At 50.1% G+C, this 21,067-nt stretch carries 23 protein-coding genes and 1 tRNA gene; 9 read left to right on the top strand and 15 right to left on the bottom strand.

What is annotated here, in order from left to right; genetic code table 11:
* Positions 1-61: 61 nt before the first annotated feature.
* The 4 genes from cgtA to rplU form a co-directional block, all read right to left on the bottom strand.
* Complete coding sequence (gene cgtA, locus ACKQAD_RS11950) at positions 62-1,234, bottom strand: Obg family GTPase CgtA (RefSeq protein ID WP_409160359.1); 1,173 nt, start codon at positions 1,232-1,234, stop codon at positions 62-64.
* A 262-nt stretch (positions 1,235-1,496) separates the two neighbouring features.
* Complete coding sequence (locus ACKQAD_RS11945) at positions 1,497-2,459, bottom strand: DMT family transporter (RefSeq protein ID WP_409160358.1); 963 nt, start codon at positions 2,457-2,459, stop codon at positions 1,497-1,499.
* 89 nt (positions 2,460-2,548) lie between these two features.
* A complete protein-coding gene (rpmA, locus tag ACKQAD_RS11940; protein WP_012773263.1) occupies positions 2,549-2,806 on the bottom strand; it encodes a 50S ribosomal protein L27 in 258 nt (85 codons plus the stop codon).
* Positions 2,807-2,825: 19 nt separating this feature from the next.
* Positions 2,826-3,137, bottom strand: coding sequence for a 50S ribosomal protein L21 (gene rplU, locus ACKQAD_RS11935; RefSeq protein ID WP_010283026.1), 312 nt, complete (start codon positions 3,135-3,137; stop codon positions 2,826-2,828).
* 256 nt (positions 3,138-3,393) lie between these two features.
* Between rplU and ispB the strand changes: the two genes are divergently transcribed.
* Entirely contained in the window at positions 3,394-4,365 is a 972-nt protein-coding gene (ispB, locus tag ACKQAD_RS11930) for an octaprenyl diphosphate synthase (RefSeq protein WP_409160357.1), read from the top strand.
* A 95-nt stretch (positions 4,366-4,460) separates the two neighbouring features.
* Here ispB and ACKQAD_RS11925 read toward each other — a convergent pair whose 3' ends face one another.
* Entirely contained in the window at positions 4,461-4,835 is a 375-nt protein-coding gene (locus ACKQAD_RS11925) for a DNA-binding protein (protein WP_409160356.1), read from the bottom strand.
* Positions 4,836-5,082: 247 nt separating this feature from the next.
* Positions 5,083-5,469 (bottom strand): DNA-binding protein, encoded by a 387-nt coding sequence (locus tag ACKQAD_RS11920; RefSeq protein ID WP_409160355.1) that lies wholly within the window; start codon positions 5,467-5,469, stop codon positions 5,083-5,085.
* 187 nt (positions 5,470-5,656) lie between these two features.
* Between ACKQAD_RS11920 and ACKQAD_RS11915 the strand changes: the two genes are divergently transcribed.
* The gene (locus ACKQAD_RS11915) at positions 5,657-5,920 is read left to right on the top strand and encodes a helix-turn-helix domain-containing protein (RefSeq protein WP_012773260.1); all 264 of its coding nucleotides are present in this window, start codon (positions 5,657-5,659) and stop codon (positions 5,918-5,920) included.
* 66 nt (positions 5,921-5,986) lie between these two features.
* On the opposite strand, the gene mdh is transcribed toward ACKQAD_RS11915, so the two are convergent.
* Positions 5,987-6,925, bottom strand: a complete 939-nt coding sequence (gene mdh / locus ACKQAD_RS11910; RefSeq protein WP_409160354.1) for a malate dehydrogenase — start codon at positions 6,923-6,925, stop codon at positions 5,987-5,989.
* A gap of 469 nt (positions 6,926-7,394) precedes the next feature.
* Here mdh and argR point away from each other — a divergent pair, with 469 nt between their 5' ends.
* The gene (gene argR, locus ACKQAD_RS11905) at positions 7,395-7,865 is read left to right on the top strand and encodes a transcriptional regulator ArgR (RefSeq protein ID WP_012773258.1); all 471 of its coding nucleotides are present in this window, start codon (positions 7,395-7,397) and stop codon (positions 7,863-7,865) included.
* A gap of 66 nt (positions 7,866-7,931) precedes the next feature.
* Here the strand turns inward: argR and tsaD are convergent, their stop codons facing one another.
* Positions 7,932-8,945 (bottom strand): tRNA (adenosine(37)-N6)-threonylcarbamoyltransferase complex transferase subunit TsaD, encoded by a 1,014-nt coding sequence (gene tsaD / locus ACKQAD_RS11900; RefSeq protein ID WP_409160353.1) that lies wholly within the window; start codon positions 8,943-8,945, stop codon positions 7,932-7,934.
* Positions 8,946-9,171: 226 nt separating this feature from the next.
* Here tsaD and rpsU point away from each other — a divergent pair, with 226 nt between their 5' ends.
* From rpsU to rpoD, 3 genes are all read left to right on the top strand, one after another.
* Positions 9,172-9,387 carry a 30S ribosomal protein S21 gene (rpsU, locus tag ACKQAD_RS11895; protein WP_001144069.1) on the top strand — a complete coding sequence of 72 codons (216 nt, stop codon included), beginning with the start codon at positions 9,172-9,174 and terminating at the stop codon, positions 9,385-9,387.
* Positions 9,388-9,540: 153 nt separating this feature from the next.
* Entirely contained in the window at positions 9,541-11,295 is a 1,755-nt protein-coding gene (gene dnaG / locus ACKQAD_RS11890) for a DNA primase (RefSeq protein ID WP_409160351.1), read from the top strand.
* 154 nt (positions 11,296-11,449) lie between these two features.
* Positions 11,450-13,288: an RNA polymerase sigma factor RpoD gene (rpoD, locus tag ACKQAD_RS11885; RefSeq protein ID WP_409160350.1), complete on the top strand. Its 1,839-nt coding sequence runs from the start codon at positions 11,450-11,452 to the stop codon at positions 13,286-13,288.
* 97 nt (positions 13,289-13,385) lie between these two features.
* Here the strand turns inward: rpoD and mug are convergent, their stop codons facing one another.
* Complete coding sequence (mug, locus tag ACKQAD_RS11880; RefSeq protein WP_409160396.1) at positions 13,386-13,889, bottom strand: G/U mismatch-specific DNA glycosylase; 504 nt, start codon at positions 13,887-13,889, stop codon at positions 13,386-13,388.
* A 142-nt stretch (positions 13,890-14,031) separates the two neighbouring features.
* Between mug and ACKQAD_RS11875 the strand changes: the two genes are divergently transcribed.
* From ACKQAD_RS11875 to ACKQAD_RS11865, 3 genes are all read left to right on the top strand, one after another.
* Positions 14,032-14,107 (top strand) — tRNA-Ile (locus tag ACKQAD_RS11875).
* Between the two features lie 177 nt (positions 14,108-14,284).
* The gene (locus tag ACKQAD_RS11870) at positions 14,285-14,530 is read left to right on the top strand and encodes a DJ-1/PfpI family protein (protein ID WP_409160349.1); all 246 of its coding nucleotides are present in this window, start codon (positions 14,285-14,287) and stop codon (positions 14,528-14,530) included.
* Positions 14,531-15,027: 497 nt separating this feature from the next.
* Positions 15,028-16,416, top strand: a complete 1,389-nt coding sequence (locus ACKQAD_RS11865; protein WP_409160348.1) for a glycoside hydrolase family 1 protein — start codon at positions 15,028-15,030, stop codon at positions 16,414-16,416.
* A gap of 221 nt (positions 16,417-16,637) precedes the next feature.
* Here the strand turns inward: ACKQAD_RS11865 and ACKQAD_RS11860 are convergent, their stop codons facing one another.
* The 6 genes from ACKQAD_RS11860 to ACKQAD_RS11835 are packed head-to-tail and all read right to left on the bottom strand — an operon-like array spanning position 16,638 to position 20,774.
* Positions 16,638-17,099, bottom strand: coding sequence for a sulfatase-like hydrolase/transferase (locus ACKQAD_RS11860; protein ID WP_409160347.1), 462 nt, complete (start codon positions 17,097-17,099; stop codon positions 16,638-16,640).
* 48 nt (positions 17,100-17,147) lie between these two features.
* Complete coding sequence (locus ACKQAD_RS11855) at positions 17,148-17,324, bottom strand: sulfatase-like hydrolase/transferase (RefSeq protein ID WP_409160346.1); 177 nt, start codon at positions 17,322-17,324, stop codon at positions 17,148-17,150.
* Entirely contained in the window at positions 17,317-17,622 is a 306-nt protein-coding gene (locus tag ACKQAD_RS11850; protein WP_409160344.1) for a hypothetical protein, read from the bottom strand. Before ACKQAD_RS11850 ends, ACKQAD_RS11855 begins: the two co-directional genes overlap by 8 nt.
* A gap of 56 nt (positions 17,623-17,678) precedes the next feature.
* On the bottom strand, positions 17,679-18,449 hold the full coding sequence (locus ACKQAD_RS11845; RefSeq protein ID WP_409160343.1) for an SPASM domain-containing protein: 771 nt from the start codon (positions 18,447-18,449) through the stop codon (positions 17,679-17,681).
* Between the two features lie 7 nt (positions 18,450-18,456).
* Positions 18,457-18,807, bottom strand: a complete 351-nt coding sequence (locus ACKQAD_RS11840; RefSeq protein WP_409160342.1) for a sulfatase-like hydrolase/transferase — start codon at positions 18,805-18,807, stop codon at positions 18,457-18,459.
* Between the two features lie 56 nt (positions 18,808-18,863).
* The gene (locus ACKQAD_RS11835; RefSeq protein WP_409160340.1) at positions 18,864-20,774 is read right to left on the bottom strand and encodes a beta-glucoside-specific PTS transporter subunit IIABC; all 1,911 of its coding nucleotides are present in this window, start codon (positions 20,772-20,774) and stop codon (positions 18,864-18,866) included.
* Positions 20,775-21,067: the final 293 nt, after the last annotated feature.

Raw genomic sequence — 21,067 nt, 5'->3', positions numbered from 1 at the left:
GCGGCCTTACCCTGATGGAGTAAGGCCGCAATAAGCAAGCATTAACTAGCAGAAGAACAAATCACTTTTGATAGATAATCTCGACGCCTTCATCATCTTCATCGTCCCAGTCATCATCCCACTCTTCTTCGGCTTCTTTTTCTATTTCAGCCAACTGTTGGCGATGATAATCGTCCCACATGAACTCAACTTTTTCCGGCGCGCTTTCGGCAATCGCCGTCACTTTCGGATTGGCTTTCAGGAAGCTCATTACGTCCCAGCAAAGTGGCGTGACGCCTTCACGGTTCGCCGCAGAAATCAGGTAATATTTACCTTCCCAGCCAAGCGCAGTCGCAATCTCTTTGGCACGTTTTTCCGCATCAGCCTTGTCGATCAAATCAACTTTGTTGAAAACCAGCCAACGCGGTTTTTCTGCCAAACCTGCGCCATACTGCTCTAACTCGTTGATAATGATTTGGGCATTTTCAACCGGATCGGACTCATCAATGGGAGCAAGATCAACCAAATGCAACAGAACACGGCAGCGTTCAAGGTGCTTCAGGAAACGAATCCCTAACCCAGCGCCTTCAGATGCCCCTTCAATCAAACCAGGGATATCCGCTACAACAAAGCTCTGTTCGCTATCCATACGGACTACGCCAAGACTCGGCACCAGTGTAGTAAACGGATAATCGGCGACTTTTGGCTTCGCCGCTGATACCGCACGGATGAAGGTCGATTTACCCGCGTTGGGCAGACCCAGCATTCCCACGTCAGCCAGCAACAGCAGTTCCAGCGTCAGCTCACGTTCTTCACCTTTCGTGCCGCTGGTCTTCTGGCGAGGAGCACGGTTGACGGATGATTTAAAACGCGTGTTACCTAAACCATGCCAACCGCCTTTCGCTACCATCAGGCTCTGCTGATGGCGCGTCATATCCCCCAGCACTTCGCCAGTTCCCTGATCGAGAACACGAGTACCGACAGGGACTTTAATCGTAATATCTTTGCCGCGCTTCCCCGTACAGTCACGGCTTTGCCCGTTTTGTCCACGCTCAGCGCGGAAAGATTTTTCAAAACGGTAATCGATCAGCGTGTTCAAGTTTTCGTCAGCCAGCAGATAAACGTCACCACCGTCACCACCGTCACCACCGTCCGGGCCGCCGTTAGGAATATATTTTTCACGACGAAAGCTAACACAACCGTTACCGCCATCGCCTGCCACAACGAGAATTGTGGCTTCATCTACAAACTTCATTGATTCTCTCCGCAAAAAACCAATAGAGAATATCTACGTGTTTTAGGCTTGTTATTGGTTCTTCTTGGCGTAACTTTTTTGATTTTACGGCATGTAGCGTATTTCTACTCACCATTAAAAAAACTGACGCACCAGAACGCATTCCAGCAAAGGAGCGGATTGTACCTGCCTGCTCCAATAATTTCATCTGTATTAAAAATAAACAACGCATACCGAATGTCAAAAGGCGACCGTGACCTGCTGCAATACGCGTTCTTTCAGGCTACTTCTGCACCATCAATGGCGGCACAGGTTCTTTCTTACCTGGGAAGAAACGATGTCCAATAGCAGAAAACATCGCACCGGCAACCACGACAAAAGCGCCCAGGTAACCAACCCAGTTCAGCACGGGCGCAGCAAAGAAAGCCGCCCACCCCAACGCCAGTAGATCGGAAAAGAACAGCGTAAACAGTGGAGTCAATGTAATGACGGCACTAACCTGCGATGCCTGCCAGCGCGCCATGGCCTCCGCAAGCGCGCCATATCCAATTAATGTATTCGCACCGCAGAATAGCAGGCAAATAAGCTGCCAGTTGCTCAGTTGGAAGATAACTTCAAGCTTGGTAAAAGGCGTAATGAAGACGACACACAGCACATACAGCAGAAACAAAATTTGCTGTGATGTCAGACGCCGCAGCAACACCTTCTGCGCTACACCATAGGATACCCATACCGACGAGGCACAGATGCCAAGCAGCACGCCCAGCGTGTAGTCCGTCAGCCGGGTAAAAATCTCAATCAGGCTAGTATTAAAGAACAAGATCAGGCCACAGATCAGCATGATCGCGCCAATGACCTGTGTGCCACGCATCTTTTCCTTTAGGATAAGTACACTGGCGAACATCATACCAACAGGAGAAAGCTGCCCAATAACCTGAGACGCAGTCGGACTCAGATATTGCAGAGACGAGCTAAAGAAAACAAAATTGCCTAATAACCCAGCGGTTGCAATCAGTAGCAGAATCCACCAACGCCGATGCAGGAAAACCCGCATCGGCGGTAAATTCTTACGGTATGACAGAATAATGCCGAGTCCAATCGAAGCGATAAAAAAGCGATACCAAACAATCGTATAAGGTTCCATTACCACCAGAACCTGTTTCATGGCTATCGGTAACGCCCCCCAGCAAACTGCCGTAGTCAGCGCCAGACAAAGACCGATCCCCGTCTGCTGTTTAGTATTCATACTTACCCAGATGGTTTAGTCAGAATCAGAATGTAAAAAGCCCCGCAAAGAATTGCGGGGCTTGAATCCGTAAGACCTAACGCGAAAAATTATTCAGCAACGATGCTGATATATTTACGGTTTTTTGGGCCTTTAACTTCAAACTGAACTTTACCATCAGTCAAAGCAAACAGAGTGTGGTCTTTTCCGCAACCAACGTTAGTTCCTGCGTGGAATTTGGTACCACGTTGACGAACGATGATGTTACCAGCCAGTACACTTTCGCCGCCAAAACGTTTTACGCCCAGACGTTGTGCGTTAGAGTCACGACCGTTACGGGTTGAACCGCCAGCTTTCTTGTGTGCCATTTAATCCGCTCTCCTAATCTTAAGCGCTGATGCCGGTAATTTTCACGTCAGTGAACCACTGACGGTGGCCTGCTTGCTTACGGTAGTGTTTACGGCGACGGAACTTAACGATCTTCACTTTTTCGCCACGACCATGAGCAACAACTTCAGCTTTGATTTTACCGCCATCGACGAAAGGAACGCCGATTTTGATTTCTTCACCATTAGCAACCATCAGAACTTGGTCAAACTCAACGGCTTCACCAGTTGCGATGTCCAGCTTTTCCAAGCGAACGGTTTGACCTTCGCTTACTCGGTGTTGTTTACCACCACTTTGGAAAACTGCGTACATATAAAACTCCGCTTTCCGCGCACCCACCATAGGTTTTCAGAGTGCGCTATAAACATTCATAATAGGGCGCGAATTCTACGCAAAAATACTGCGGATGACAAGTGTATAATCAACGGATGTGAAGAAAAAGAATACAACGTATGAACTGCCGTTTATCTCTCTCATTTTTCAAGTACAATCGGCGCAATAAGTTCCATCTTGCCGATATGCAACAGCAATCTTACGGCAGTGTTGAAGACATACGTTGGCACAAACCATGAATCTAAAACAAATTACAACATTAACCGCGCAGGATATGGCAGCTGTTAATAACGTCATTCTTGAACAACTGAATTCCGACGTCGTTTTGATCAACCAACTTGGACATTACATCATCAGCGGCGGTGGAAAACGTATACGCCCAATGATTGCTGTTCTAGCCGCCAGAGCCCTCAATTATAACGGTGATAAACATGTCACTGTTGCCGCACTGATCGAATTTATCCATACCGCAACGCTGCTACATGATGACGTGGTAGACGAATCTGACATGCGCCGGGGTAAAGCGACGGCTAATACTGCCTTTGGCAACGCGGCAAGCGTACTCGTTGGAGATTTCATCTATACCCGCGCCTTCCAAATGATGACCAGCCTCGAATCGTTACGCGTTCTGGCGCTGATGTCCGAAGCGGTAAACGTGATTGCGGAAGGCGAAGTCTTGCAGTTAATGAACTGCAACGACCCGGATATTACCGAAGAAAGTTACATGCGCGTCATTTACAGCAAAACGGCACGTTTATTCGAAGCCGCTGCACAATCCTCATCCATCCTCGCAGGCGCGACGCCAGAGCAAGAAAAAGCGCTCCAGGACTATGGCCGCTACCTGGGCACCGCGTTCCAGTTAATTGACGACCTGCTTGATTACAGCGCAGACGGCAAGACCTTGGGCAAAAACACGGGCGACGACCTCAATGAGGGCAAACCAACACTGCCGCTACTGCACGCTATGCGTAATGGTAATTCAGAACAGAGCTCGCTAATTCGCAAAGCGATTGAAGAAGGAAACGGGCGCCATCTGCTGGAACTGGTGCTTGCCACCATGCAGCAATGTGGCTCACTTGATTATACGCGCCAACGTGCTGAAGAAGAGGCAGATAAAGCAATCAGCGCATTACAGCAGCTACCAGAAACACCGTACCGCATAGCGCTCGAAGGCCTTGCCCACTTAGCTGTACAGCGTGATTTCTAATCGTGGTGTGAGATATTGCTCTGATGAGATCGTTAACCATAACTGAGTTAACGAAATCTAAGTAGCGCTGCAAAGCAGCGCTACTCGTTCGCAGACTAAGCAGTCTGGTCGATGGGTACATCATCCAGCCGAGACAACACTGCTATCGTCCCTTCACGCAAAATGAAATTGATCAGGCGGGTTCGTTCATCAACGGAAAGTTGATGGAAAATATGCACCCACGATGACAGCAGGGTCGACTCATTATCGATGCGATAATATTCTGTTGGCGGATTCTCTTTTACCAGCAGAGAATTCCTGACCTCGTTCGGCAAACTGCGAATAGAATATTCAACACCACGCCCTTGAACCCCTTTCCGCCTGCGCTTTTCCCAACCGTCGTCTCGCGCTCGTTTGTTTAGTCCTTGCGGTGACTTAGGTAACCCACCGACTCCAACCAGCTCACTTGTTGCAAACCATTCTTTGTCCATACTCGTCACTCCCTTGTTTGTTTTGAACAGGCATTACGTCAACTCGCCCAAAAGTTTCCATATAATAGACTATAATTACCTAAACCGCTAACTTTTACACGTTACCGATACACCTAAGCAATAAAAGAAATGATCAAACCCAGTGCAATGCTGAAACATCACGGCCAGAGCAATACGGTAAACCGAAAGAAAATGTAGGTTCCTTCTTCACCACAGATTGGCAATCGGAAAACCCACTTTCGATGACTCAGTCAATCTCCATTGGTGAGATAGGTTCTTCATCCGACGGTATAATACCCAACTGGCTCAGCGTACTTGATACGCCGACTCGAAGGATATAAGCGATCAATGCATCTCTTTCTTTTTCAGATAGTTGCTGATAAATCTGCATCCATACTGCCAAGGCAGCAGGCTGCTTCGCCGAATAGGCGGAAGGCTCGATTTCGAGTAATAGGGATTTTTTTACCGTATCCGGCAAACTGTGAATTGAGTACTCCACTCCTCTTCCCTGGACGCCTTTACGGCGACGCTTCTCCCATCCATCCTCACGGGCGCGCTTATTCAATCCTTGTCTTGATTTCGGAAGGCCGCCTACTCCAACCAATTCGCTGGTAGCAAACCACTCTTTTTTCATTGCCTTTCATCCTGATAGTGCCATCCCTAACAAAAACGCGCTCATTTGGAAATTAATTGAGAAATTTAAAGAAAATTGATGCTATATTATTTCCAAATAATAATGTCATGTTAGCTCGGCATATAACTAACATCCGTTATTTATACCACTAATCTACAGTCGTCTTATAGCAAATAAGGGAAGGATTATGATTTTAAGGAAACAAGACTGGCATCCCGCTGATATCATTGCTGCACTGCGCAAGAAAAACACGACGCTGGCGGCAGTATCGCGAGCGGCCGGATTAAGCTCATCTACACTCGCTAACGCGCTCTCACGGCCCTGGCCCAAGGGGGAATGGCTTATTGCCGATGCGTTGAATATTCACCCTTCAGAGATTTGGCCCAGCCGGTACTATGATCCGGAAACCAATGAGCTTATCGACAGAAAAAAACTCATCCGTCCCGATTAAAAAAAGAAAAGCCGGAGATTGACATCTCCGGCTTTTCACTCTGCGTATTGTTAGCAACCGCAATGACTAGTTCTTGATGAACGTCTCGCCCAACTCAATATCTTGCTTCAGCGTGTCCAGCATGCTGTTAAGCGCGTTTTGCTCAAAAGCACTTAATGCACCGATGTCTTTACACTCTACAACGCCGTCTTTACCTAACAGAATAGGTTGAGCAAAGAAGCGGGCGTGCTCGCCATCACTTTCAACGTATGCACATTCCACCACGCCACTTTCACCTTGCAGTGCACGTACCAGAGACAGACCAAAACGTGCAGCAGCCTGACCCATAGACAACGTTGCCGATCCGCCACCCGCTTTGGCTTCAACAACTTCGGTGCCTGCATTCTGAATACGCTTGGTCAGATCGGCCACTTCCTGCTCGCTGAAGCTGATGCCAGGCACCTGAGACAGCAGTGGCAGAATCGTCACACCAGAGTGTCCACCGATAACCGGCACATTAATATCCTGCGGCTGTTTGCCTTTCAGCTCAGCAACGAATGTATTGGAACGGATGATATCCAACGTTGTGACACCGAACAGTTTGTTTTTGTCATACACGCCCGCTTTTTTCAGCACTTCTGCTGCGATGGCAACGGTCGTGTTCACTGGGTTGGTGATGATACCAATGCACGCTTTCGGACAGGTAACGGCAATTTGTTCAACCAGGTTACGTACAATGCCAGCATTGACGTTAAACAGATCGGAGCGATCCATACCTGGCTTACGTGCCACACCGGCGGAGATCAGCACAATATCTGCACCAGCAAGCGCAGGTTTAGCATCTTCACCGCTATAGCCTTTGATCTTCACAGCTGTAGGAATGTGGCTCAGATCGACAGCAACACCCGGCGTGACCGGAGCAATATCGTAAAGGGATAGTTCTGAACCTGAAGGAAGCTGGGTTTTGAGGAGGAGTGCGAGTGCCTGACCGATACCACCTGCTGCTCCGAGAACTGCAACTTTCATCCTAAACTCCTTATTATCGTAAAATAAAAAAGTGCCGTGAATTCATTTGGTTATAAACAGAATATAAAAATGGGGATAAGATCAGTCTACTCATCTTTCTGCAAATGACATGAGAGCCAAAAAATACGCTATGTCTCTAATAATAAATCAAAAACAACCATTCATTTGAAAGGTAAGTAAAGTTAATAAGCTATTGAGCTATAATGCGGTGTTCATTCACGAGCAATTAACCTGTGCGCTACATTACACCGATCAACGGCGTCTAAACAACATCATTTTGATAACATTTAATTTACTTTTATGTGACGCAGGACACATTTTTCGGACGACTCGAAGACCGAATTTTTGTGAAAACAGCGACTAGCACATATCTGAGTAAATAGACTGGAGTTATACGCAATTTAATTGCATAAAAATTCACACAACTGCATAATAGAAGGATTAACCATAACAATTGATCCGGTGCAGAATGCGAAATTCGACAAAACAAGAAGACCTCGTTAAAGCGTTCAAGGCGCTGTTAAAGGAAGAGAAGTTCAGTTCTCAAAGTGAGATTGTTCAGGCATTGCAAGACGAAGGATTTGAAAACATCAACCAATCCAAGGTCTCACGCATGCTAACAAAATTTGGTGCCGTGCGCACACGTAATGCCAAGATGGAGATGGTGTATTGTCTCCCAGCGGAACTCGGTGTTCCTACCACATCCAGCCCGTTGAAGAATCTTGTGCTGGACGTAGACTATAACGACGCGGTCATCGTCATCCATACCAGCCCTGGAGCCGCACAGCTCATTGCCCGCCTGCTGGACTCGCTCGGGAAGTCCGAAGGGATTCTCGGCACCATAGCAGGGGATGACACTATCTTCACCACCCCGGCAAGAGGCTTCAGCGTCAAACAGCTTTACGAAGCTATTCTGGTGCTCTTCGAACAAGAGCTGTAACTCACGCGCCCCGACTGTTTTTGCTACGTGTAGGCTAACTACACGTAGCGATTATCATCCAAAGACTCACACCGCAGGTAATTCAGCCAACGGCCAACGTGGTCTAACAGATACGCCCAGCGTCTGACTCGCCCCGTGGACCAGACGAACACTGCCGGCATAAGCAATCATCGCGCCATTATCCGTACAGAATTCAGGACGCGCATAAAACACCTCGCCGCCACGTTTCGCCATGACGTCGCCTAAACGCTGGCGCAGCGTCCGGTTAGCGCTTACGCCCCCCGCCATGACCAGCCGTTTAAAGCCAGTTTCATCCAACGCACGACGACATTTTATCGCCAGCGTATCTACAACGGCATCTTCAAATGCGCGGGCAATATCGGCACGCGTTTGATCGTCATCGCCATTGCTACGAATCGTATTGGCAGCAAACGTTTTTAGTCCAGAGAAGCTGAAATCCAGACCAGGACGATCGGTCATTGGGCGAGGAAACGTAAAGCGCTGCGGATCACCCGCCTGCGCCATTTTCGACAACATAGGGCCTCCAGGATAATCCAGCCCCAGCAGTTTCGCCGTCTTATCAAATGCTTCGCCCGCCGCGTCATCAATCGATTCGCCCAACAAACGGTATTCACCAATGCCCGTCACACTGATAAGCTGTGTATGGCCTCCAGAAACCAGCAGCGCGACGAAGGGAAACGCCGGTGGGTTATCCTCCAGCATCGGCGCCAGCAAATGCCCCTCCATATGGTGTACAGGGATCGCCGGTACACCCCAGGCAAATGCCAGAGAGCGACCTACTGTCGCGCCTACCAATAGCGCGCCCACCAAACCAGGGCCAGCGGTGTAAGCCACACCATCGATATCGCCAGCCTGTAATCCGGCCTCACGCAGCGACGCCTGAATTAACGGGACCGTTTTACGCACGTGATCGCGGGAGGCAAGCTCAGGCACTACGCCGCCGTAATCCGCATGTAATTTAACCTGGCTGTATAACTGATTAGCGAGTAAACCGGCTTCGGTGTCATAAATAGCCACGCCGGTTTCATCACAGGATGTTTCGATACCCAATACGCGCATTGCTGTTCCTACGTTGATAGCGATACAAGCGCCGGTGAATGCCGCTTGCTTCAAACTGTGGATAGTCTATCATAAGTGCCCTGATTTCTGCGCTGGCCACGGCTGGGTGTTTTATGATCACCGCAATGCTTTACAAAGACGCCACGTTTGCAGTAGAATTCCGCACCATTTTGAAAAGGCTGGCACAAGGCCAGCGGCAAACCGAATTTATTGAGGTGAGAGGCACATGCCGGTAATTAAAGTACGTGAAAACGAGCCGTTCGACGTAGCTCTGCGTCGCTTCAAGCGTTCCTGTGAAAAAGCAGGTGTTTTGGCTGAAGTTCGTCGTCGTGAGTTTTATGAAAAACCAACGACCGAACGTAAGCGCGCTAAAGCTTCTGCAGTGAAACGCCACGCTAAGAAACTGGCTCGAGAAAACGCACGCCGCACTCGTCTGTATTAATTTTCAGGAGGGTTTCCCTCCAACGCGTGATTAATCCGCAGACTTAGCAGTTGCATACGAAGGCCGTGCTTTCCGAAAGGAAGCGCGGCTTGTTGTCGTTTATAAGCTATATCCAATGTAACCACCTTACAGAAAGATATACATCAGGGGCTTATGGCTGGACGAATCCCACGCGTATTTATTAATGACCTGCTGGTGCGTACCGACATCGTCGATCTCATTGACGCGCGCGTCAAACTGAAAAAGCAGGGCAAAAACTACCATGCGTGCTGTCCATTCCATCACGAAAAAACCCCCTCATTCACCGTAAACGGTGACAAACAGTTCTACCACTGTTTTGGTTGTGGCGCACACGGCAACGCCATTGACTTTTTGATGAATTACGATCGTCTCGAATTCGTTGAAACCATTGAAGAACTGGCCACCCAATACGGCCTCGAAGTGCCTTATGAAAGGGGCACTGGCCCAACCCAATTAGAGCGTCACCAGCGGCAAAGTCTGTACGAATTGATGGGACAGCTCAGCGGGTTCTATCAACAAGCACTAAGCCAGTCAGCCGGTACGCCAGCGTCGCAGTATCTGCAACAGCGCGGTTTAAGCGCAGAGGTTATCAGCCATTTTGCGATCGGCTTTGCCCCGCCCGGCTGGGATAACGTCTTAAAACGCTTTGGCCGCAATAATGATGACCGCAGCACATTGAACGATGCTGGCATGCTGGTGACTAACGATCAAGGCCGAACGTACGATCGCTTCCGCGAGCGAGTAATGTTCCCCATCCGCGATAAACGGGGGCGAGTGATTGCGTTCGGCGGTCGAGTATTAGGCGACGGTACGCCAAAGTACCTTAACTCGCCGGAAACAGAGATTTTTCACAAAGGTCGCCAGTTGTATGGCCTGTATGAAGCGCAGCAAAGCCACGCAGAGCTAAAGCGGCTCTTGGTTGTTGAAGGCTATATGGATGTGGTGGCGCTGGCGCAGTTTGGCATTGATTATGCGGTAGCGTCGCTGGGTACTTCAACAACCGCCGATCACATTCAGTTACTATTTCGCGCCACAGATTTGGTGGTGTGTTGTTACGACGGGGACCGTGCCGGACGTGAAGCCGCATGGCGTGCGCTGGAAACTGCGCTACCCTATTTGAACGATGGCCGTCAGCTACGCTTTATGTTTCTGCCGGACGGTGAAGATCCCGACACACTGGTGCGTAAAGAAGGCAAAGCCGCCTTTGAACAGCGTATGGAACATGCCCTGCCGCTGTCGCAGTTTCTGTTTGAGACGCTACAACAGCAGGTAGACATGAGTTCGCCCGATGGCCGTACCAAGCTCAGTACGCTGGCGCTGCCGCTGATAGGCCAGGTACCAGGAGAAACGCTGCGGTTGTATTTGCGCCAGCAGCTCGGCAACAAGCTGGGTATTTTGGACGACAGCCAGTTGGACAGGCTACTGCCCAAAGTGGCAGAGCAGGCGCAGCCTTACCAGCCACCGCAACTAAAAGTCACAACTATGCGTATACTTATAGGACTTTTAGTACAAAACCCCAGGCTGGCGGTAGAGGTTCCTGACCTCGCGCTGGAAGGCGTTGAAGAAGACAAAGTGGCTGGTTTATCGCTGTTTCAGGATTTGGTGAAAACCTGCAACGCCAGCCCGGGAATGAACATGGGTCTGCTGTTGGAAAAATATCGCGACAGCAAGTACCGCAAGCAGCTTGAAACCATGGCTTCATGGAACCATATGATCGTAGAAGAAGAGCTCGACGAGAAGTTCAGAATCAGTCTGGCAGAGCTCTACGATCAGCTGTTGAAACAGCGACAAGAAACATTGATTGCCCGTGACAGAACGCATGGGCTCAACGCCAAAGAAAAAAAAGAGCTTTGGTCGTTGCAACTGGCGTTGACCAGAAAACACTGATACAGAGGCTTAATTGCCGATAAATAGCAGGGTTGAGCCCTGCAAAGAGCCGCTACAGGGGCCGCGGCGATAAGAAAAATACCCCTAATGCTATTGTTAGCGAACTACGCTGACCGACACCAACCCAAATACTCTGAAGTGTGGATACCGTCTTATGGAGCAAAACCCGCAGTCACAGCTGAAGCTGCTTGTCACCCGTGGTAAGGAGCAAGGCTACCTGACCTATGCTGAGGTCAATGACCATCTGCCGGAAGATATCATCGACTCGGATCAGATCGAAGATATCATCCAGATGATTAACGACATGGGCATCCAGGTGATGGAAGAAGCCCCGGATGCAGACGATCTGTTGCTAGCCGAAAACACCAATGATGCCGATGAAGATGCGGCAGAGGCTGCTGCGCAGGTGCTATCCAGCGTTGAATCGGAAATTGGTCGCACTACCGATCCGGTTCGCATGTATATGCGTGAAATGGGTACCGTTGAGCTGCTAACGCGTGAAGGCGAGATCGATATCGCCAAACGTATCGAAGACGGTATCAACCAGGTTCAGTGCTCTGTTGCCGAGTATCCTGAAGCCATTACTTACCTGCTGGAACAATACGATCGCGTTGAAGCGGGCGAAAGCCGCCTGTCCGACCTGATCACCGGCTTTGTCGATCCTAATGCGGAAGAGGACATTGCCCCTACCGCGACGCACGTTGGTTCTGAGCTTTCGAGCGAAGAAATGGACGATGACGACGAAGAGTCTGAAGACGACGAAGATTCCGAAGACGACAACAGTATCGACCCTGAACTGGCGCGTGAAAAGTTCACCGAACTGCGTGAACAATATGAAACGACCCGTCAGACCATCAAAGCCCATGGTCGTAGCCATGCGCTGGCAGCACAGGAAATTCTGAACCTGTCCGAGGTCTTCAAACAGTTCCGTCTGGTACCAAAACAGTTCGATTTCCTGGTTAACAGCATGCGCTCCATGATGGATCGCGTCCGTACTCAGGAACGTTTGATCATCAAACTGTGCGTTGAACAGTGCAAAATGCCGAAGAAAAACTTCGTCACCATGTTCACCGGCAATGAAACCAACAGCACCTGGTTTGCCGCAGCCGTCGCCATGGGCAAGCCGTGGTCTGAAAAGCTGAATGATGTAGAAGAAGACGTCACCCGCAGCCTGCAAAAACTGCAACAGATCGAAGAAGAAACCGGTCTGACGATCGAACAGGTTAAAGACATCAACCGCCGTATGTCGATTGGTGAAGCGAAGGCGCGCCGCGCCAAGAAAGAAATGGTGGAAGCCAACCTGCGTCTGGTTATTTCTATCGCGAAGAAATACACCAACCGCGGCTTGCAGTTCCTCGATCTGATTCAGGAAGGTAACATCGGTCTGATGAAAGCGGTAGATAAGTTCGAATATCGCCGTGGTTACAAATTCTCGACCTATGCGACCTGGTGGATCCGTCAGGCAATCACCCGTTCTATCGCCGATCAGGCGCGAACTATTCGTATTCCGGTACACATGATTGAGACGATCAACAAACTGAACCGTATCTCTCGTCAGATGTTGCAAGAAATGGGTCGCGAGCCGACGCCGGAAGAGCTGGCTGAACGTATGCTGATGCCGGAAGACAAAATTCGTAAAGTGCTGAAGATCGCGAAAGAGCCGATTTCAATGGAAACCCCGATTGGTGATGATGAAGATTCACATTTGGGCGATTTCATCGAAGATACGACGCTGGAGCTGCCGCTGGACTCCGCAACGTCGGAAAGTCTGCGTTCTGCGACACACGACGTATTGGCTGGCCTGACCGCTCGTGAAGCGAAAGTTCTGCGCATGCGTTTCGGTATCGATATGAACACCGACCATACGCTGGAAGAAGTGGGCAAGCAGTTTGACGTTACGCGTGAACGTATTCGTCAGATCGAAGCGAAAGCGCTGCGTAAACTGCGCCACCCAAGCCGTTCCGAAGTGCTGCGTAGCTTCCTGGATGATTAATTCGGTTCTCAGCTAATCCACACTCCACATAACTACATGATAAATAACCCCGGTTCGCCGGGGTTATTTTTTACCTGTCTGAACGCTCAGATGGGATTTACGCCTTATCCTGCAACGCCTGATACAGTTCCTGATACGACGCCACCAGCGACTCCAGCGTCGCACGATTCAGTCCACTTGGGTTTGGCAACACCCAAACCTGCGTCTCGCCAATACGTAACTCCTGACGCCCCCACGAAACTTTCTTGATACCAAACGCCTGACTGAACGCCTGCTTCCCTAGCACGGCCAACGCACGCGGCTGATAGCGCTCCACCTTCTCAACAATCGCGTTCCCGCCTTGCAGCAGCTCATCACGTCCCAGTTCGGTAGCTTCAACCGTTGGACGCTCTACCAACATGGTGGTGCCGCATCCGGTATCCAGCAGATGCTGTTCTTCCGCAGGAGCCAGCAAACGTTCAGTAAAACCAGCCTGATGAATCACTTTCCAGAAGCGATTACTGGGGTTCGCGAAGTGGTAACCGTGATGGGCCGTCGACAGCCCGGGGTTAATGCCGCAGAAAACCACCTGAAGATTCATGGCCAGAATATCGGTAATCATGTCTTTCCCTACTTCCATTGACTACGCCCATCGTAAATTCTGATAAAAATAACAACAAGCTATCTTGAGTATATAAAAGCACCACCCGGCAGATAGGCTATAGACCTCCCCCGGCACATTACCGTATAATCATCGCCCGTTCGGCCCCTTAGCTCAGTGGTTAGAGCAGGCGACTCATAATCGCTTGGTCGCTGGTTCAAGTCCAGCAGGGGCCACCAGACTTTATATTTAAAATCATATAATTAAGCCACCTTTCGTAAGGTGGTTTTTTTGTTTATAAATCGCAGTGTCGCAAAAATTGTCTCACAACATTTTTCTTCCTGTCACCGTTTCCTGTCCACAGAAAATACACTCGCTGTTTGCCATGTACGAATGTAAAACAGGATCGGTTGAATGTGCTTCGGAAGACTGACAGACGTCATTCACGTCTTAATAACCTGCGAACACTCGTCGATGGACACGGGCCGATGTGGGATTTTGCGAACAATCCTGAGTTGATCAACATCGTACGCACCCTGTACGAAAACGACAAAATTGTCAGTGCCGTCTGCCACGGTCCGGCGGGTCTGCTGAATGTAAAACTCAACAATGGTCAATTGCTGATTAAAGAACGCCGTCTTACCGGATTTACCGCAGAATAAGAGGCCTTCCGCCATTACGACAAGATCGTTCCGTTTGAACTCGAAGCCGCACTGAAAAAAGATGGCACAAAATTCGAAGAAGCACCGACCTTTGAAAATAAAGTCGTCGTAGGTGGCAAACTGATCACGGGTCAAAACCCTGCATCAGCAAAAGGGTTTGGCGAAGCGGTTGTCGAGGCCTGCAAACGAAAGCGTAAGCATCACCTTATCAGGTACGTTAGGTGCTAATACACCTAACGCTTGTCATCCCCAATTCACACCAGCAGAGATGTCGTGACCGGAGTCACATAACCAGACGGGGGCATTGCGACAGCGATTCAGGATTGTATAGTGTGCAAATAAGACGTTACCGTCAGTGGCGGGCGAGACTTGGGCAGAGGTGAGTAGTGATACTCTCTTCTGCCCAAGTTTTTTTTTGCCTGTCATTCGGCGGTTACCAGCGCGGAGCCACAGGCCAGCGCAGCGTAATGATGTAGAAAACGATGAGGAGCATTACCATGAAAGCATTCCCCGAAGGATTTTTATGGGGCGGTTCAGTCGCAGCAAACCAGGTTGAAGGGGCATGGAATGAAGACGGTAAAGGCGTCTCCACCTCCGATCTTCAGCTAGAGGGCGTGCATGGTCCGGTGACGGAACGCAATGAGGACACTCGCTGTATCAAAGATCGGGCAATCGATTTTTATCATCAATATCATCAGGATATTCAGCTATTTGCTGAAATGGAGTTCAAGGTCTTACGCACCTCCATCGCCTGGACGCGCATTTATCCCGAAGGTGATGAAGCGGAGCCGTGTGAAGCCGGTCTGGTCTTCTACGATCGTCTTTTCGATGAAATGGCGAAGCATCAGATTCAGCCGCTGATTACGCTGTCGCACTATGAAATGCCTTACGGTCTGGTGAAAAAACTGGGAGGCTGGGGCAACCGCGCCGTCATCGACCATTTTGAGAAATACGCTCGCACCGTCTTCAGCCGCTACAAAGACAAGGTGAAGTACTGGCTGACCTTCAATGAAATCAACATGGCGTTGCACTCACCTTTTACAGGCATCGGGCTGAGCGGTGAACCCTCGAAGCAAGAGATTTATCAGGCTATCCACCACCAGTTGGTTGCCAGCGCACGCGCGGTAAAAGCCTGTCACGATATTATCTCGGATGCCAAAATCGGCAACATGCTGCTGGGCGCAGTACGCTACCCCATGACCTGCCACCCGAAAGACGTGCTGGAAGCCCAGAACAAGAACCGTGAATGGCTATTCTTCGGTGATGTACAAGTACGTGGCACTTATCCGGCCTGGATTCAGCGCTATTTTCGGGAAAATGGCGTCGAACTCACCATTACCGCACAGGATAAAGACGACCTGAGTCACACCGTCGACTTTGTCTCCTTCAGCTATTACATGAGCGGCTGCGCGACCTTCGAACCAGAGAAATATCAGTCCTCACGCGGCAATATCATTCGTCTGATTCCTAACCCACATCTTGAAGCCTCTGAATGGGGCTGGCAGATCGACCCCGAAGGCCTGCGTTTCCTGCTGAACGAGCTGTATGACCGCTATCAGAAGCCGCTGTTCATCGTGGAAAACGGGTTAGGTGCACGCGATGTAGTGGAAGAGGACGGCAGCATTCACGACAGCTACCGCATTGATTACCTGCGTCGCCATCTGATTCAGGTGCGTGAAGCCATCGACGATGGCGTCGAACTGCTGGGCTACACCAGTTGGGGACCCATCGATTTGGTCAGCGCGGGGACGGCACAAATGTCAAAACGCTACGGCTTTATTCATGTGGATTGCGATGATGAAGGCAAAGGCACGCTGGAACGTCGGCGTAAAGACAGCTTCTACTGGTATCAGAACGTGATTAACAGCAACGGAAAATCGCTGTAACGCTATAGAACATAAGATAAGGCGGCGCATTCACATAGCCCCGCCTGATTTATTACGATGGATTACTTATCCATCAGCTCTTTGAAGCGTGGTTCACTCTTTTTCACTGCTTCGTTCGAGGCTTTCACCTTCGCTTCTTTACCGATCTGATCGGGGATAAACCCGGCCAGAAGCAATCAACGGCACACGGATCGACTCTTCATAAGCATTACGCTTATCGATCAGCCCATGTTCGCCGAACATGAAGCCGTTATCCCCCTCACTACGATGATCGTATTTTTATCCAGTCCCTGTTTTTGTAACCACTCACGAACACGCCCTACGCTGTCATCCACTGAGTGTAGTGTTTCATAGTAGTCACGCTGATACTGCTGAAGGTTCATATCGTTATAGGGGTAATCCTCGCCATGCCAACTGTTACGCTGGTTCTTCACCCACATCGGTTTGTCGACATAGTTTTCCGACGTATCAGCATAGGTATTCGGCACCGGCAAGGTGACCTCTTTCATGCTGCCACAATGGCGCTTGGCAGGCAGGAAATCAGAGTGCACGCCTTTATGGGACAGGTACATCATGAACGGCTTTTTCTTATCCAGCGTGTTCAACCAATCTACGGCGTAATCCGTCAGTTCATCGGTGATATAACCTTTTTGTGGCACCATCTTGCCATCAATATTGAGCATGGAAGGTTTACCGTAGTTATCAATCGGGTAATAGTTGCTCTGGCCTAGTCATCCAACCCAGCGTTCAAAACCAGCAAAGCCTTTTGTCACCGTTTTTTCTGCCCCACCAAAGTGCCATTTACCGAAGAAAACTGTCTGATAACCTTTGTCACGCAACCGTTCAGGGAAGTAATTCAGATGCGAGAAATTGGACGGGTTGTTATCCGATACGCCATGATTATACACATATATCCCCGTCAGGATGCTGGCACGACTGGGGGGAACACAACGAGGTGGTCACGAACGCATTCTTAAAATACGTCCCTTCCCTGGCGATACTATCCATATTCAGCGTGTGAATGGCAGAATTCAGGAAGCCGAATGCGTCGTAAGGCTGATCGTCAAGAATGATATAAACCTCGTTGGGTTGCTTTCCATCGGCCAACGGCACCGCCGCAGAAGGAAAAGCCGTCGCCGCGGCCTGTACACCCGCCACTTGCATACAGGCCAGCGTTATCGCGGCCAGAAATTTGTTTCTTTTCATCGTTCTTCCTTTTATGCCATCCCTTCCCAGAGCACTCGAAGAGTATTCGGCATCGGTTAATAAAACTCGGCTTTTATGTTCCTCCTTATTTTTTTCATGGATTCCTGACGCCCCAGTTGTGCGAGCAGAGAATTCATACGTGGTAACACATGGAATAAGTGCGTTTTAAATCCATCACAAAAATAGTTTTTATTCGGACGTCCATCGCTGGAAATATCAAATCGATGTTTAGGACAACCGCCATGACAAACCGCTTTCACCTCACAATTCAGACAATCTTTGCTGATATTTTTTCGCTTATTTTCGCCAAATTCGAGGTTTTGCGGCGAATTCACCAGCGACGCTAAATCATCCTGATTAATATTGCCGAGCTTATTTTCGGGATAAACAAAATGGTCGCAGGAATACACATCCCCGTTTGCTTCAACAATCAGGTTGCCGCCGCAGGTCTCATTGATAACGCAGGCGCTAAGCTGACCGGTCATTTTTGTCAGCGTTTGCTCGAAATTCATGACAAACACATTGCCCAAATCGTGCTGCACCCAATAATCAAAAATCGTATTCAGGAAACGGCCATAGGCTTTGGCAGGTACTGACCACTCCGTCACGCTGCACTGACCCGAAAAATCCGGCTGAATCAGCACCAGTCCATTATCATCTGGCTGCGCAGCGCGGCGCTCCACCAGCGGAATAAACTGCATATAGCGACTGCCGATACGTTTGAGAAACTGATAAACCTCCAGCGGGCGTTTCACATTTTCTGCATTCACTACCGTCAGGGTATTAAACTCAACCCGATGACGTTTCAGCGCTTCCAGCCCTTTCATGACATCATCAAAGGTACTTCTCCCCGCCCGCCGGTCGGCTCGCCGTACGCATATGCTGCAACCCAGTGGTATGTTGAAACATGCCAGTAATCAGCCCTGCCCGCGATGGTGCCGATACAGCCGCCATGGTGAAGGCTTGCGTAAAAACAACCGATTCTTTTGCCAACGCATCCAGGTTGGGCGTCCGCGCCTTTGTATCCCCGTATGCCCCCAGACGGGGATTCATATCTTCCGCGATAATCAGCACCACGTTCGGACGTGGGCTGGCAATCTGCGCGGCAAAATCAGTACTCACTGCCTGAGCGGGCAGCGCAAATGCGGCCAGCACAGCAGTAACCAGAGGTGTTTTTTTCATCATTTCTGTTTCCTCAGACGTTTTGACGGCGTGCGTCAGGAAAACCTTTTTATCACAGGCTACGCCAGCGCGATGACGGTCTCGCCCACTATCAACTGACGAGCGGAACCCGAGCTGAATAGGCGATATTCATCCGCATTCGTCACCACCATCGGCGTCACCGTGTCGTAGCCCGCGCTCTTGATCGCTTCCAGATCGAACTCCAACAGCAGTTGGCCTTTTTTCACCTTGTCACCTTCTGCGACGTGCATCTGATAATGCTGACCGTCCAGTTGCACCGTATTGATACCGACATGAATCAGAATCTCCGCACCGCTCTGCGAAAGAATACCGACGGCATGGCCGCTGGTAAACGTGCTGGCAATCACGCCGTCTACTGGCGAATAAATGCGGCCTTCCTGCGGCAAAATGGCAATACCCTGCCCGACAACGCCGGAAGAGAACACCTTATCGTCCACGTCTTCCAGCAAGATCAGTTCGCCCTTAACCGGCGATCCCAGTTGTTCAGCCGTCGCTGGCGCGTCTTTTAGCGACTGGACGTTAGCATGCTGGCGTGATACCGGTGCAACAGGTTTAACCGTTGGTGCATGTGTTGGCGCGGGTGCTTTCTCAGCAGGCTGCACGGGGTCGTCAAATCCAACAATAATGGTCAGCACAAAACTCACCACGAAAGCGATCGCACAACCGATAAGGAACCCGACAAAGCCTTCTCCGTAGAAAATCGGCAGCGTCAGCAAGCCGGGCATCCCCATGGAGACCGCCGAACTTTTCACATACCCGACGATAGCGCCCCCAATGGCAGCGGCGATCACCGCGCAGATAAACGGTTTTTTCAGCTTCAGCGTCACGCCGTAAACACCGGGTTCCGTGATGCCAAACAGCGACGCAATAAAGGTACTGCCTGCCAGCGCTTTGAGTTTTTTATCTTTGGTACGCACCATCACACCAAGCAGCGCGCCAGACTGGGCAAAGACCGACGGACTGGAAGCGGCTTTAAGGTAGCTGCGCCCCATGACAGAGAGATCGTTGATAAATACGGTCACAAACCCCCAGTGAACCCCAAAGATCACCAACACCTGCCATGACGCCGCCATCAACGCACCCGCAATAATCGGGTTGAATTCATAGATGCTGACGAACACCGATGCAATCAGCTTACTGGCCGAAATACCAATCGGCCCGATGGTCATCAGCGTGAGCGGCACCATCAGCACCAGCAGGAAGAACGGCGTCAGGATATTACGCACGCTTTCGTGAATATGGCGATTAAGGAAACGCTCGATATACGACATCAGCCATACGCTGAAGATAATCGGGATCACCGAAGAGGTGTACTTCATCATCACAACGGGCAGACCGAAGAACGTCACTGGCTGACCCGCATCAAACAGCCCCTGAATCGTCGGATAAACCAGCGCGCCAGCCACCGACACCGCCACAAAAATGTTGGTTTCAAATTTACGCGCGGCGGTAATCGCCAGCAGCATCGGCAGGAAGTAGAACAGGCTGTCAGACGCCGCATGCAAGATGACATAGGTGCTTTCCTTAGCATTGAGCCACCCGACTGCAAGCACGATGGACAGCGCCCCTTTCAGCACCCCCGCTGCCGCCATCGCCCCCAATAACGGGGTAAAGATCCCAGCAACCAGATCGATCAACCGTCCCATAGCCGAGGTTGATTGTTCACTTTCCGCCGTCTGGCGTTTCCCGTCTCCGTCCTCCAACAGTGTGGAAATCGGGCCAAAGGCGCGATAAACCTCCGGCACCCGGTTCCCAATCACCACCTGCAATTGCCCTGATGCATTGATCACCGTAATGACGTCTTCCTGCGCCTCAAGCGCAGCCACATCCACCTTACCGTGATCAACAATCTTAAAGCGCAAGCGTGTTGCACAATGCACCAGAGTAGAAACGTTCGTCTCCCCTCCGACCAACCTCAGAATATTTTCAGCGAGCACTTTGCTATTCATAATGACTTCCCGTTTCGTCAATGGCTGCAACTGCCTGATACACGTCATCCCCGCTTGTTGTCCGCTGGCCAGCTAGAAAATAAGCAAAAAAAAACCTGGATAAAACAGCGTACTGTATACGCTGTTTTATCCAGGTCTCGCCCAGAAGCTTCTGGTGACGTCCTTTCCTGTTTTCTAACAAGTTCACGCAGAGAAAGCTATCTCTACGTTTTATTCTGTGAAAACAGTCACTAAATTTTTACCCATCAGGTGAAGCCGCCTAACCTACGGCACCGTAAAACGGAATGGCGCCT

This window comes from Pectobacterium artocarpous, from assembly GCF_046159765.1.
GTDB lineage: Bacteria > Pseudomonadota > Gammaproteobacteria > Enterobacterales > Enterobacteriaceae > Pectobacterium.
This window is presented reverse-complemented; position numbering and strand designations above follow the sequence as displayed.

Coding starts and splice junctions, on each gene's coding strand:
- ACKQAD_RS11850 (WP_409160344.1), bottom strand. CDS start 17,622: ATGAAAAGAAACAAATTTCTGGCCGCGATAACGCTGGCCTGTATGCAA.
- rplU (WP_010283026.1), bottom strand. CDS start 3,137: ATGTACGCAGTTTTCCAAAGTGGTGGTAAACAACACCGAGTAAGCGAA.
- ACKQAD_RS11860 (WP_409160347.1), bottom strand. CDS start 17,099: ATGCTCAATATTGATGGCAAGATGGTGCCACAAAAAGGTTATATCACC.
- mdh (WP_409160354.1), bottom strand. CDS start 6,925: ATGAAAGTTGCAGTTCTCGGAGCAGCAGGTGGTATCGGTCAGGCACTC.
- ACKQAD_RS11920 (WP_409160355.1), bottom strand. CDS start 5,469: ATGAAAAAAGAGTGGTTTGCTACCAGCGAATTGGTTGGAGTAGGCGGC.
- mug (WP_409160396.1), bottom strand. CDS start 13,889: ATGATTACCGATATTCTGGCCATGAATCTTCAGGTGGTTTTCTGCGGC.
- ACKQAD_RS11865 (WP_409160348.1), top strand. CDS start 15,028: ATGAAAGCATTCCCCGAAGGATTTTTATGGGGCGGTTCAGTCGCAGCA.
- tsaD (WP_409160353.1), bottom strand. CDS start 8,945: ATGCGCGTATTGGGTATCGAAACATCCTGTGATGAAACCGGCGTGGCT.
- argR (WP_012773258.1), top strand. CDS start 7,395: ATGCGAAATTCGACAAAACAAGAAGACCTCGTTAAAGCGTTCAAGGCG.
- ACKQAD_RS11840 (WP_409160342.1), bottom strand. CDS start 18,807: ATGATGAAAAAAACACCTCTGGTTACTGCTGTGCTGGCCGCATTTGCG.
- ACKQAD_RS11845 (WP_409160343.1), bottom strand. CDS start 18,449: ATGAAAGGGCTGGAAGCGCTGAAACGTCATCGGGTTGAGTTTAATACC.
- ispB (WP_409160357.1), top strand. CDS start 3,394: ATGAATCTAAAACAAATTACAACATTAACCGCGCAGGATATGGCAGCT.
- ACKQAD_RS11835 (WP_409160340.1), bottom strand. CDS start 20,774: ATGAATAGCAAAGTGCTCGCTGAAAATATTCTGAGGTTGGTCGGAGGG.
- rpoD (WP_409160350.1), top strand. CDS start 11,450: ATGGAGCAAAACCCGCAGTCACAGCTGAAGCTGCTTGTCACCCGTGGT.
- dnaG (WP_409160351.1), top strand. CDS start 9,541: ATGGCTGGACGAATCCCACGCGTATTTATTAATGACCTGCTGGTGCGT.
- ACKQAD_RS11945 (WP_409160358.1), bottom strand. CDS start 2,459: ATGAATACTAAACAGCAGACGGGGATCGGTCTTTGTCTGGCGCTGACT.
- rpmA (WP_012773263.1), bottom strand. CDS start 2,806: ATGGCACACAAGAAAGCTGGCGGTTCAACCCGTAACGGTCGTGACTCT.
- rpsU (WP_001144069.1), top strand. CDS start 9,172: ATGCCGGTAATTAAAGTACGTGAAAACGAGCCGTTCGACGTAGCTCTG.
- cgtA (WP_409160359.1), bottom strand. CDS start 1,234: ATGAAGTTTGTAGATGAAGCCACAATTCTCGTTGTGGCAGGCGATGGC.
- ACKQAD_RS11915 (WP_012773260.1), top strand. CDS start 5,657: ATGATTTTAAGGAAACAAGACTGGCATCCCGCTGATATCATTGCTGCA.
- ACKQAD_RS11925 (WP_409160356.1), bottom strand. CDS start 4,835: ATGGACAAAGAATGGTTTGCAACAAGTGAGCTGGTTGGAGTCGGTGGG.